Annotated in this window: 12 protein-coding genes; 4 read left to right on the top strand and 8 right to left on the bottom strand. The window is 64.5% G+C overall.

Annotated elements, in window-relative coordinates:
- Positions 1-395: 395 nt before the first annotated feature.
- The 3 genes from mrdA (at position 396) to ACIPZ8_RS16220 (ending at position 4,968) form a co-directional block, all read left to right on the top strand.
- Complete coding sequence (gene mrdA, locus ACIPZ8_RS16230) at positions 396-2,288, top strand: penicillin-binding protein 2 (RefSeq protein WP_400725014.1); 1,893 nt, start codon at positions 396-398, stop codon at positions 2,286-2,288.
- A gap of 262 nt (positions 2,289-2,550) precedes the next feature.
- Positions 2,551-3,465, top strand: coding sequence for a transcriptional regulator FeaR (gene feaR, locus ACIPZ8_RS16225; protein ID WP_400725011.1), 915 nt, complete (start codon positions 2,551-2,553; stop codon positions 3,463-3,465).
- A 183-nt stretch (positions 3,466-3,648) separates the two neighbouring features.
- Positions 3,649-4,968 (top strand): hypothetical protein, encoded by a 1,320-nt coding sequence (locus ACIPZ8_RS16220; protein ID WP_400725008.1) that lies wholly within the window; start codon positions 3,649-3,651, stop codon positions 4,966-4,968.
- Between the two features lie 166 nt (positions 4,969-5,134).
- On the opposite strand, the gene ACIPZ8_RS16215 is transcribed toward ACIPZ8_RS16220, so the two are convergent.
- Entirely contained in the window at positions 5,135-5,647 is a 513-nt protein-coding gene (locus ACIPZ8_RS16215; RefSeq protein ID WP_400725005.1) for a nuclear transport factor 2 family protein, read from the bottom strand.
- A 7-nt stretch (positions 5,648-5,654) separates the two neighbouring features.
- Positions 5,655-6,764 (bottom strand): amidase, encoded by a 1,110-nt coding sequence (locus tag ACIPZ8_RS16210; protein WP_400725002.1) that lies wholly within the window; start codon positions 6,762-6,764, stop codon positions 5,655-5,657.
- Between the two features lie 174 nt (positions 6,765-6,938).
- Here ACIPZ8_RS16210 and ACIPZ8_RS16205 point away from each other — a divergent pair, with 174 nt between their 5' ends.
- Positions 6,939-7,418, top strand: a complete 480-nt coding sequence (locus ACIPZ8_RS16205; RefSeq protein ID WP_400724999.1) for a MarR family winged helix-turn-helix transcriptional regulator — start codon at positions 6,939-6,941, stop codon at positions 7,416-7,418.
- Between the two features lie 60 nt (positions 7,419-7,478).
- Here the strand turns inward: ACIPZ8_RS16205 and ACIPZ8_RS16200 are convergent, their stop codons facing one another.
- Genes ACIPZ8_RS16200 through ACIPZ8_RS16175 form a run of 6 tightly spaced genes read right to left on the bottom strand, consistent with a single transcriptional unit; the run spans position 7,479 to position 11,875 of the window.
- On the bottom strand, positions 7,479-7,976 hold the full coding sequence (locus tag ACIPZ8_RS16200) for a flavin reductase (protein WP_400724996.1): 498 nt from the start codon (positions 7,974-7,976) through the stop codon (positions 7,479-7,481).
- An 11-nt stretch (positions 7,977-7,987) separates the two neighbouring features.
- A complete protein-coding gene (locus tag ACIPZ8_RS16195; protein ID WP_400724993.1) occupies positions 7,988-8,947 on the bottom strand; it encodes a PDR/VanB family oxidoreductase in 960 nt (319 codons plus the stop codon).
- Positions 8,948-8,995: 48 nt separating this feature from the next.
- Complete coding sequence (locus ACIPZ8_RS16190) at positions 8,996-9,727, bottom strand: SDR family NAD(P)-dependent oxidoreductase (RefSeq protein WP_400724990.1); 732 nt, start codon at positions 9,725-9,727, stop codon at positions 8,996-8,998.
- Positions 9,728-9,737: 10 nt separating this feature from the next.
- Positions 9,738-10,214 carry an aromatic-ring-hydroxylating dioxygenase subunit beta gene (locus ACIPZ8_RS16185; protein ID WP_400725039.1) on the bottom strand — a complete coding sequence of 159 codons (477 nt, stop codon included), beginning with the start codon at positions 10,212-10,214 and terminating at the stop codon, positions 9,738-9,740.
- Positions 10,214-11,497, bottom strand: coding sequence for a Rieske 2Fe-2S domain-containing protein (locus ACIPZ8_RS16180; protein ID WP_400724987.1), 1,284 nt, complete (start codon positions 11,495-11,497; stop codon positions 10,214-10,216). Before ACIPZ8_RS16180 ends, ACIPZ8_RS16185 begins: the two co-directional genes overlap by 1 nt.
- 15 nt (positions 11,498-11,512) lie before the next feature.
- Entirely contained in the window at positions 11,513-11,875 is a 363-nt protein-coding gene (locus tag ACIPZ8_RS16175; RefSeq protein ID WP_060513271.1) for a hypothetical protein, read from the bottom strand.
- Between the last annotated feature and the right edge of the window lie 10 nt (positions 11,876-11,885).

Raw genomic sequence — 11,885 nt, 5'->3', positions numbered from 1 at the left:
GGCGCCTTCCGGGCCCGCGCGGCCTACGACTTGCTGCGCAAGTCTACATCTCGCGCCTTCGGCTGCGCCGAAGGGGTGCTGCGCACCCTGGCCCTACAGACGCCTGCGTTCGGCCTCCTGAAGTCGCAATTTGTGTCGCCTGAACTATCGCGCGCTTAGAAGCAACAGCAGAGCAAGAGCAAGAGCAAGAGCAAGCGTCGGAATGGGTGCTGGCATCGTGCAGCGGGAGCATGAACAAATCTTCATGTAAGCCGTTAACGCCCTGATGATGGGGGGCATGGCCGATCCGGGCCGATGGTCGCGCCGAGCCTGCCTTGAGGCGCGGGGCCGGGTTGCGTAGCATCGCCGGCCCTTGGGGCCGCCAGGCGGCCCATTCGCTACAGTACAGAGCCCCCATGCCGCAACCGATCCCCCTCAAGGACCACGAAAAGGAAAAACACCTGGTCAATCGCCGGCTCCTGGCCTGCGCCGCCCTGGTGTTCAGCCTGTGCGCCGTCCTCGTGGGCCGGCTCTACGTACTACAGGTGCTGCAGCACGACCAGCAGAGCGCGGTTTCGGAAAACAACCGCGTACACATCCTGCCCATCGCCCCCGAACGCGGGCTGATCTACGACCGCAACGGCGTGGTGCTGGCCGACAACAAACCCAGCTTCGACCTCACCATGACCCGCGAGCGCGCCGGCGACTCGGCCAAGGTGCTCGACAGCCTGGCCGAAATCCTCAGCCTGGGTGAAGACGACCGCAAGCAGTTCGACAAGGACCTGCGCCGCGGCCGCAAACCGTTCGAGCCAGTAACCCTGATGGTCGGCCTGACCGAAGAGCAGATCGCCCTGATCGCGGTCAACCAGTTCCGCCTGCCCGGCCTGGACGTCGAACCCCAGTTCATCCGCGAATACCCACTGGCCGAACACTTCGCCCATTCGGTCGGCTACGTCGGGCGCATCAACGAAAAAGAAGCCAAGACCCTCGACAGCACCGAGTACCGTGGCACCCAGTCCATCGGCAAGACCGGCATCGAGCACTTCTACGAAGCCCAGCTGCACGGCCACGTGGGCTACGAAGAAGTCGAAACCAACGCCCAGGGCCGGGTGATGCGCGTGCTCAACCACAAGGACCCGATCCCCGGCAAGGACATCATCCTCAGCCTCGACTCGCACCTGCAGGTGGCCGCCGAAAAAGCCCTGGGCGACCGCCGCGGCGCGGTGGTGGTACTCGACCCGGCCAACGGCGACGTGCTGGCGATGGTCAGCAACCCGAGCTTCGACCCCAACCTGTTCGTCAAGGGCATCAGCTTCAAGCAGTACGCCGCGCTGCGCGACTCGATCGACCGGCCCCTGTTCAACCGCGTGCTCCGCGGCCTGTATGCGCCCGGCTCGACGGTCAAGCCGGAAGTGGCCATCGCCGGCCTCGACAGCGGCGTGATCACCCCCGGCAGCCGGGTGTTCGACCCGGGCTACTACGAACTGCCCAACTATGACCACAAGTACCGCAACTGGAACCACAGCGGCGATGGCTGGGTGGACATGTACACCGCCATCATGCGTTCCAACGACACCTACTTCTACGACCTGGCACACAAGCTCGGCATCGACCGCCTGCACGACTACATGGCCGAGTTCGGCCTGGGCCAGAAGGTCTCGCTGGACATGTTCGAGGAAGCGCCCGGGCTGATGCCTTCGCAGGCGTGGAAGCGTGCCACCCGCCGTCAGGCCTGGTTCCCGGGCGAGACGCTGATCCTCGGTATCGGCCAGGGCTACATGCAGGTCACCCCGCTGCAGCTGGCCCAGGCCACCAGCCTGCTGGCCAGCAAAGGCGTGTGGCACCGCCCGCACCTGGCCATGACCGTGGGTGGCGAAACGCCGGTCGACCCCAACCCGATGCCCGACATCGTGCTGCACGACAAGCATGCCTGGGACCAGGTCAACGTCGGCATGCAGATGGTCATGCACGACCCGCGCGGCATCGCCCGCGCCGCTGCGGCCGGTGCCCAGTACCGCATCGCCGGCAAGAGCGGCACGGCGCAGGTGGTGGCGATCAAGCAGGGTGAGCGCTACAACCGCAACAAGACCCTCGAACGGCACCGCGACAACGCCCTGTTCGTCGGTTTCGCCCCGGCCGACCACCCAAGCGTGGTGGTGGCGGTGATGATCGAGAACGGCGAGGCCGGCGGCCGCGTTGCCGGGCCGGTGGTGCGCGAAGTCATGGATGCCTACCTGCTCGATGAGCAAGGCCACCTGAAGCCTCAATATGCCGGTACTCCGGCGGCCAAGGCCGTGCCGCACACCTGAGGAGGCGGTGGGAACACTGCGGTTTCACATTGCTACATTTCGAAGCGCCATCACGGCGCTTACGGCCTGCACGGTGCGCTCCAACCTCCCCAAGCGCACTATTTACTTGTTTTATATCAATGCCTTACTTGGCAAACAGGATGATCGCGAAGGTCTTCAGGCCTGCTTTTTGCTTGAATATTCAAGTGATTTGTAATGCATAGTCCAAAGACCAGGCGTTCGCCCGAGCGATCCGCGTCAATTCCTGTTGCGTGAGGCATCCATGACATCTGCAAGCCGCGTTTCCGACGACCACTTCCAGGCCTGGCTCAGCCAGGTCAATGAAGCCTGCGGCCATTTCAACGGTCGCAAGCTCGACCCCGGCTTCGTCGGCCAGCTGGAAAAGTGCCAGGCAGGCCAGATATCCATGAGTATCGTCGACATGACCCAGGTCAACCTGTTCCGTGGCCAGCGGGAAATCCGCGCGAGCAGTGCCGACCACTATTTCGCCGTGCTGCAGATGGCCGGCACCTCGCGCATCGAGCACCAGGACGCGTGCATCGAACTGCAGGCCGGCGACCTCACCCTGATCGATGCCAGCACCCCGCTGGACATGCACTTCCACCAGCGCTCGCGCCAGCTGTCGCTGATCCTGCCGCGCAGCCAGGTGCAAAGCGGCACCCGTGGCGTCGGCGTGGCCTGCGCCAGGCGGATCGAGGCCAATACGCCCCTGGCCAGCATCGCCCGGCTGATGATGCTCGAAGCCGGCCGCACCCAGCACATGGCCAACCACGAAAGCCAGGCGGTGCTCGATGCCCTGATCGCCGTGTTACGCCCAGCCATCGCCCAGGATGCCATCCCCGGCAGCCACGAGCGCATGTTCCGCAAGGCCCTGGCACTGATCGACCAGAACATCACCTGCGAAGGCCTCAGCCCCGAGTTCATCGCCCGCGAAGTGGGGATCTCGATGCGCAGCCTGTACCGCATCTTCGCCAAGCATGAGCTGGTCATCGCCCAGTACATCCGCAACCGCCGCCTGGACTTCTGCGCCGAAAGCCTGCGCAACCCGGCCATGGACCAGAAAGTCTCGTCGCTGGGCTATGCCTGGGGCTTTTCCGACTCGAGCTACTTCAGCACCGCATTCAAGGCCCGCTTCGGCATGACACCCGGCGAGTACCGCAAGCGCCACGCCAACTGATACGCCAGGCTCGAAGCAAAAGGCCCCCGCAACGGGGCCTTTTGCGTTTGCGCCCTTTTATCAGTCTGGCACAACACCGAAAAGATCTGGCAGCCAGCACAAAAGCCGGCGCCCGGGCTTCCTGCATGATCCTTGGCATGTCTTCGGAACTTCTGCCAAACCCATAACAAAGGAAGCCAGACCATGCACCACCGTCCTTTCCGCCTCACCCTGGCCGCAGTCCTGGCCGGGGTCTCGCTTGAGGCGTCCGCCCTGGAGCTCTACGGCGATGACGAGCGCCACCTCAATGCCAACGTGGAGGCCGTGTTCGGTGTGTTCCACAGTGAAGAACGCTACGCCATCGCCCGCGACCAGCCCGGCTCCACCGCGTGGCGCGAGGGCTACGTCAAGTACGGCCTGAGCGGCGACCAGCGCCTGGGCGGCAGCGGCTCGCTGTACGGCGCCTTCGCCCTGCTCAGTTCCGGCACCTGGGGCGATGGCGACGCCGCCGGTTTCAGCGACGGCAGCGAGCGCACCACCAAGATCGAGGATGCCTACCTGGGCTGGAAGTCCGGCAACCTGGTGCCAGCACTGGGCGAGGACGGCATCGACCTGTCGTTCGGCAAGCAGATGATCGCGGTTGGCGACGGCTTCCTGATCCAGGGCGACTCGCTCAACGTGGGCCACGGCCTGGCCGATGGCCAGTTCAACCGCGGTGGCGCCTACTACCTGGCGGCGCGCAAGAGCTTCGACAAGACCGCCGTGCTGCGCCTGGGCGGCAAGCAGGGCTGGCGCAGCGACCTGATGTGGCTGCAGTCGGACAACCGCGCCCAGGCCAAGACCGAAATGCACGTCGCCACCCTGGAGCACGTGGCCGATGCCGGCACCGTCGGCCTGACCTACATCGGCACCACCCACGTTGACGAGGCGTTCGCCTCGCCCCAGCAACTGGAACGCGACGGCATGAAGACCTACAGCCTGCGCGGCCAGGGCAATGCCGGGGTGGAGAACCTGTTCCTGTCCGGCGAGTACGCCAAGCAGGACAAACCGCACACCGCCACCGAGGATGCCTGGTACCTGGAAGCCGGCTGGACCTTCGCCGACGTGCCGTGGCAACCGAACATCAGCTACCGCTACAGCCGCTTCTCCGAAGGTTATGACACCTTGTTCTACGGGCTGGGCCGCGGCCTGGGCACCTGGTTCCAGGGTGAAGTGGCCGGCAACTATGCCGGGCCGTTCAACAGCAATGCGCGCATTCAGAAAGTCGGGCTGACGGTGAGCCCGACCCAGTCGCTCAAGGTCGGGATCCTGGGCTTCAACTTCGACACCATCGACCGCAATCTGGGCAATGCCGACGGGCATGAAGTGGATCTGTATGCGGAATGGACGATCAATGAGCACCTGATGATCGTGCCGCTGGTAGGCCTGTACCAGCCTGATCACAGTGCCGAGCAAGGCGGCACGCAGCTGGGCAATGACAACCGCAACCTCTACAGCCAGGTAGTGTTCGTCAGTACCTTCTGAAGTAGCCGCCCCGGGCGGTCACTGTAGGAGCGGCCTTGTGTCGCGAAAGGGGCGCGAAGCGGCCCCAGATTTTCAGCTTCGCAACTGATATTGCCGGGGCCGCTGCGCGGCCCATTCGCGACACAAGGCCGCTCCTACCTGGACCTCCAATCGGTTGAGTGTCGGATTACTGCTCAGGCACCGGCAACGGCGCCTCACTGTTCCAGGCCGTCACCGGCCGGCTGAACAGGTTCTCGGTCTGGAAATGCGCCATCCGCCACCGCCCTTCTTCCTCGGCGAAGCGCACCGTCAGGCGCGCCGCATTCAGGTGTGAGGCGCCATCGGCAAAGGTGCTGGTCTGCAGCATCACCCAACGTCCCAGCCCCTGCCCGCCGTCCACCTCGATGACCTCGCTGGTCAGGAAGTGCACGTTCAAGGCAAAGTGCGCCGGGGTCTTCATGTAGGTGGCGAACATCGCCCGGATCGCCTCCCGCCCCCGGTAGCCGCCAAAGCTGGCAGCATACTTGGCGCCCTTGCCTTCCCACACAGCCTCGCGGGTGAACAGCCCGGCCAGCTCGTCCAGCGGGGTGCCGGCGTCGAGCTGGTCGCACAACTCCATGTAGCGGTTGATGCACACGCGAATGGCCTGCTGGTCTTCGAAGCGTTGCAGGCGGGCCTGCAGTTCATGGTTATCGGTCATCGCTACCTCAGTACAGGTTCAGCAGCAAGCGCTCGGCCACCGCCAGCAGCTTCTCGTCGGCACCCTTGGCCCCCACCAGCTGCAACCCGACCGGCAGGCCGGCTTCGCTGCCCAGCGGGATACTCAGGGCCGGGTGCCCCGACAGGTTGAATGGCCGCACCAGCGAGGTCATGCCCAGCACGGCACGGGTATCGGCGGCGTCTTCCAGGCGCAGCGGGAAGTCCGGCATGGTTGGTAGCGCCAGCACATCGTAGCTGGCCAGGGCCTGGTCGACTTCGGCGGTGAAGCGCCGGCGCACTTCTTCGGCTTCGGCCAGCGCGCTGTCGCTGGTCTGCCCTGCTGCCGCCAGGCGCCCGGCGATATCGGCACCGACCTTGCCGGTGTCCAGCAGGTGGCCACTGCCGGCGAAGGTTTCGCGGTTGATCACCACCATGCCGGCCTCGTAAGCCGCACCGAAATGCTTGAGCTCGACATTGCCCAGGGCCAGGCCGCTGGCCGTCAGGGCGCCCTGTACCACCTTGTGGATCGCCGCTTCGGCGGTGACCCGCAGCACGCCGATACGGGCCCTGGTCGGGACCTGCGCCGGAGTAAAGGTCGGGTCGATCATGGTCATTGCCCGCACCAGCATCGGCAGGCTCGCGGCAAACGGGCCGACGCAGTCGAGGCTGGTCTGTGCCGGCATCACGCCTTTGCGGCTGACCCGGCCAAAGGTTGGCTTGAGGCCGAACACGCCGCAGCAGCAGGCCGGTACACGCACCGAGCCACCGGTGTCGGTGCCCAGGCTGAAGTCGGCCAGGCCAGCAGCCACCGCTGCCGCCGAGCCACTGGACGAGCCACCCGGAATGCGCCCAGGGAAACGTGGGTTGGCCGCCGTGCCGGTGTAGTGGTTGATGCCGGTGGTGCCGAACGCCAGCTCATGCAGGCTGACCTTGCCGGTCAGCCGCGCACCGTTGGCCAGCAACTGGCTGACCACTTCGGCATGCCGTTCGGCCAGCGGCGCATGCTCCAGCGCCTGGCTGCTGGCGCGGGTCGCGGTACCGGCGACGTCGAGGGTGTCCTTGACCACGACCCGGGGGCCGCTGCCGCCCAGGTCAAGGGTTTCAACTATGATTGTCATTTTCGTGGAGCCCTATTCAAGAATGAATGCCGGACCGTGGCCCAGCCATGAACATGCGTGTCAATTACTGGAAATGTCAACTGAACATTCCCGTATTTCCTGGTGCTGTTGCGGTGGTCAAATTCACGGAAAGGTCTATGATGTCGCGACTATTTCCGCACAAGTAGTGAATCGATGAGCAACTCGAAGAACAAAGGCCACAGCCACCACGACCCGGCCAGCGATGAATTTCGCAAGGAAGATTTCCCCTTCTACTGGCTGGCCCGTGTGCACGGCCGCTACACCCAGAACATGGAACGTCTGCTCAAGAAGGTCGACCTCGACGTGCCGCGCTGGCGCGTGCTGTGGATCCTCAACGAGAACGGTGAATCGAGCATTTCCGAGATCTCCACCCACGCCATCGCCAAGCTGTCGACCATCACCAAGATCGTCTACCGCATGAAGGAAGATGGCCTGGTCGACACCGCGCCCAGCCCTGAAGACGGGCGCGTGACCCAGGTGCGCATCACCGAGGTCGGCCTGCAGAACATCGAGCGCATGCAGGATGTGACTCGCGAATTGTTCCAGCGCAGCTTCAAGGGGTTGACCGAGGCGCAGGTGCAGCGGTTGAACAAGATGCTCGAAGTGGTGTTCCACAACCTTGAGACCTTGTAACCGCCGGGGCCGCTATGCGGCCCATTCGCGGCACAAGGCCGCTCCCACAACGACCGCGTTTCAGCAGGCTTTCGAAGATTCACAGACGCGGTGATAGGCCCGGTTGAAATACACCAGGCCGTCATCGGCGCCGCCGTGGCGGATGTCCTGGATCTCGCAGTAGAAGATGCTGTGCGAACCCACTTCATGTACCTGGGCAATCCGGCAATCGAAGTTCACCAACGCTTCCTGCATCACCGGTGCGCCACTCTCCAGCACCGTCCAGCCAGTGGTCGCAAAACGCTCGTCCATGTTCAGGTTGCGGTTGGCGAAGGCCCCCGACAGCTCCTGATGGGTACCTGCCAGCACGTTCACGCACAGCGCGCCATTGGCCTTGAACTGCTCGTTGGAATACGAGGCGCGGTTCATGCACACCAGCAAGGTGGGTGGCGAATCGGTCACGCTGCACACCGCCGAGGCGGTGAAGCCGAAGCGCCCGGCCGGGCCATCGGTGGTGATGACCGATACGGCGCCACCGAGCAGCGCCATTGCGTTGCGAAATTGCGATACGTCTACCATGGTCATGCTCCTCAGATATCCAGCACCAGCTTGTTCGACTTGGCCCGCGAGCAGCACACCAGGATCTGGTCGTTCGCGGCTTTTTCTTCATCGGTCAGGTACACATCGCGGTGGTCCGGCTCGCCTTCGAGCACTTCGCACATGCAGGTGCCACACACGCCCTGCTCGCACGAGACGTCGATCTTGATCCCCACCTGCGCCAGGGCGTCGAGAATGCTCTGGCCCTCGGCGACCTGCACGGTCTTGTTGCTGCGGGCGGCAACCACTTCGAAGCCTGCGCCGCTGGCGTCGACCTCGACCTGGAAGTACTCCTTGTGGATGTGCTCTTCGCTGTAGCCTTGCTGGCGCGCGCCGCCGATCACCCAGTCCATGAAGCCCGACGGGCCGCAGGTGTACATATGGGTGCCGGGCGTGCCGCTGCCGAGCACATCCGCCAGGTTCAGGCGCTGGGCCGCCTCCTCATCGTCGAAGTGGGTGAACACCTGGGCGGCGAACGGTGCGCTGGCCAGGGCATCGAGAAAGGCGCTGCGGCTGCGCGAGCGCCCGCAGTAATGCAGTTCGAACTCGGCGCCCTGCTGGTGCAGGGCATGGGCCATGGCGATCATCGGCGTGATGCCGATGCCACCTCCCAGCAGGATTGAACGGCGGGCGTCGGCTGCCAGCGGGAACAGGTTGCGCGGGGTGCTGATCTGCACCTCGTGCCCTTCCAGCAGGGTGTCGTGCACACTCACCGAGCCGCCACGGGAGGCCGGGTCTTTCAATACGCCCAGGCGATACACCGAGGCATCGGCTGGGTCGCTGCACAGCGAATACTGACGCACCAGGCCCGGGGCGACATGGATGTCCACATGCGCGCCCGCCTCGAAGGCCGGCAGCGCCGCGCCATCGGCCCGGCCCAGGTCGAGCACGACCACGTCGGCCCCTTGGATCTCGCGCTTGCGCACGACTACGTTCAACAGTTGTTCATTCATGGCCGGTGTCCCGCCTAACAGAGGGGCGCGTGGGCGCCCCGGAAAATATCAACGCATGAACAGGCCGCCGTTCACGTCCCAGGTCGCCCCGGTGGTGAAGTAGGCCTCGGGCCGCGCCAGTTGCACGATCAGGTCGCCCAGAAAATCCGCATCGCCCAGGCGCTGCACCGGGATATTGGCCAGCAGGCCCTGCATACGCTCGGCCGGCACTGCGGCATGGACCGCAGGCGAGTCGATCGGGCCTGGGGCGATGGCATTGACGGTGACGCCACGGGCGGCGAATTCCTTGGCGAAGATCTTGGTCAGGGTGACGATCGCACCCTTGCTCGCCGCATAGTGCGCGCCGGTGGCGGTACCGCCGTTCTGCCCGGCCAGCGAGGCCATGTTGATGATCCGCCCGTAGCCGGCTTCGGCCAGGTGCGCGCCGAGCACCTGGCAGCCGAGGAACACGCTGCGCAGGTTCAGGCCCACCACGGCGTCGAACTCTTCGGGGCTGATCTGCATCAGCGGCGTGGTCCTGGTCACCGCGGCGTTGTTGACTACCACATGCAAGGCACCGAAGTGCTCCAGCACCTGGGCCAGGGCCTGCTCGAAGTCAACCTTGCTGCCGACATCGAGTTTGACTGCCAAAGTCCGGCCACCCAGCTGTTTGGCGGTGGCCTGGGCCAGCGCCAGGTCTCGGTCCGAGACCACCACATCGAAGCCTGCGGCGAGCAGCCGGGCACAGAAGCGCTGGCCGAGTCCCTGGCCGGCGCCGGTTACCAATGCGACTTGGTTCATGGCACGCTCCTCAGAGGATGTAGCCGATGCCGGCGAGGGCATCGTCACTGTTGATCAGGCTGATCACCTTGCGGTGGATCTTGAAGCCGCCCTCGGCGCGGACCAGGGTGTAGGTCAGGTCGGCGCTGTAGTGCTTGAGGCTTTCCTTGCGGAACTCGCGGATGTTCTGCGCGGCGCGTACCGTGACGTTGACGCCGTCGTCGCCCAGTACCCGGAAGCGTGAAATCGTGCGCACAGTACGTGGCTGCGGGCTGGTGGAAATCGACTCGCCACCGATCAGCCGTTGCACGCGCAAGCCACGCATGTGGTGGTCGTCATAGGCGTAGTTCAGGGTGTTTTCGTAGTCGGTTTCTTTCGGGTTGATCGGGATGATGTACGTCCCTTTCTCGGTCCACAGGTTCAGCCAGGTGTCGTACTCGCCGTGGTCGAGCATGTCGCCTTCCTGCCAGATGAACGCGGTCACTTCGTTGAGCAGATTCAGGTTCATCATTTGGCCTCCGCCGCCATCATCTTCTTCCACTGCTGGTACGCCGCACGCATGCCGGTTTCGGCACTGACGTCGGAGACCAGGCCATCTTCGCTGGGCTTCTCGCCCGGCAGGCCGCGGTTGAGCATGATCCACAGGTTCTCGCCGGCATTGGCGCCTTTCTGCACGCGCTCCCAGGCCTCGGAATCGTCCGGGGTGCCAAAGCCCATCGGGCCCTGGAAGTGCTCGTGCAGGCGCAGGCGGTAGCGGTTGGCCGCCGCCGGGCCACCGTCCATGGTGATTACCGAGTGGTGGATTTCCGTTTCCGTGACCGAGATCGGTTGCAGCACACGGAAGAACGCCATCGAGCAGGCGACGTTGGGGAACAGGTTGAGGTTGAAGCCCGAGCCACCAACGGCGCGAACGATGCGGCGCACTTGCGGCTCCTCGATGCCTTCGTCACGCAATTCAGCGGCGAGGCTTTCGAAGCGCTCGGGGATCGGCTTGTCGAGGTCGGCTTCCAGGTCCACCAGCTCGGGGATCATCACCATCACGCTGTGGCCGTTGCCCAGGTCCTCGACGTAGCCGGGGCCTTTGACGAAGTCGAACAGCTCCAGGGTCTGTTCATCCACCGAAGACAGGAAGCTCTTGTGCACCAGCGGGAAGTGGTAGGCGTCGGTGGTGTTTTCCAGCTGGATCTTCCAGTTGCCGGGGAAGCGGAAACGGTGTTCGCCCGGGACCTTGATGCCGTAGCCGGCGCCCTGCTTCATGAACAGGTCCATCCACTTCTTCGCCGCACCGAGGAAGTCTTCCAGCGGCTCGATGTCGTCCTTGAAGGTGGCGAAGACCATGCCGGCGTAGCTTTCGGTGCGCAGGCTGACCAGTGGCAGCTCAGCCTTGTCGATGCAGTCGCCGTAGCTTTCCGGGTGCGGGATGCCGCGCAGCGAACCGTCGAGGGCGTAGCCCCAGCCGTGGTACGGGCAGACGAAGCTGTTGGTCTTGCCCTTCTTGTGCTCGCACACCGTGGCGCCACGGTGGCGGCAGCGGTTGAGCAGCACGTTGATGCCCTTCTTGCGGTCGCGCACCACGATCACCGGCTGCTTGCCGACGTAGGTGGTCTTGTAGCTGCCGGCGTCGGGGACTTCGCTCTCGTGGGCGACCCAGATCCAGGTGCTGTGGAAGATCTTTTCCAGTTCGGCGTCGAACAGTGCCGGGTCGGTGTACAGGGAGGTGTGGACGCGGTCGGGCTGCACCAGCTCGGCCGGGTCGACCGTCAGGTTGACGGCGGGGATCAGGTTGGTCATGGCAGGGTCCTCGAATCAGGCGCGCTGGATGATCAGTTCGCGGCCGACACGGGCCTCGACCTTGGCATAGCGCCACAGCTTGTACGGCCCCTCGCCCACTGCGGTGGTGCGGAACAGGTTGCAGGCGGCGTGCACGGTTTCGATGTCCGGCACGTCGGCCAGCAGGTAGGTGGTCCAAGGGAAGCCGTCGGACGGGCCGACCATGCTCTGGTCGTCATCCATGTTGCCCAGCACGTCGACCCCGGCCAGGTCGTGGATGCCGTTCCACATCGCGCTGAACGCGGCCCACACCTGCAATTGCTCCTCGCGCGGGGCGTCGAAGAAGTTCTGGTTGATGCCCATGCAGAACAGCACGCGCAAGGCTTTCTTATCGCTCATGTCAGTAATC

The organism is Pseudomonas sp. NPDC089422 (assembly GCF_044749405.1).
In the GTDB taxonomy this organism is placed as follows: Bacteria; Pseudomonadota; Gammaproteobacteria; order Pseudomonadales; family Pseudomonadaceae; genus Aquipseudomonas.
This window is presented reverse-complemented; position numbering and strand designations above follow the sequence as displayed.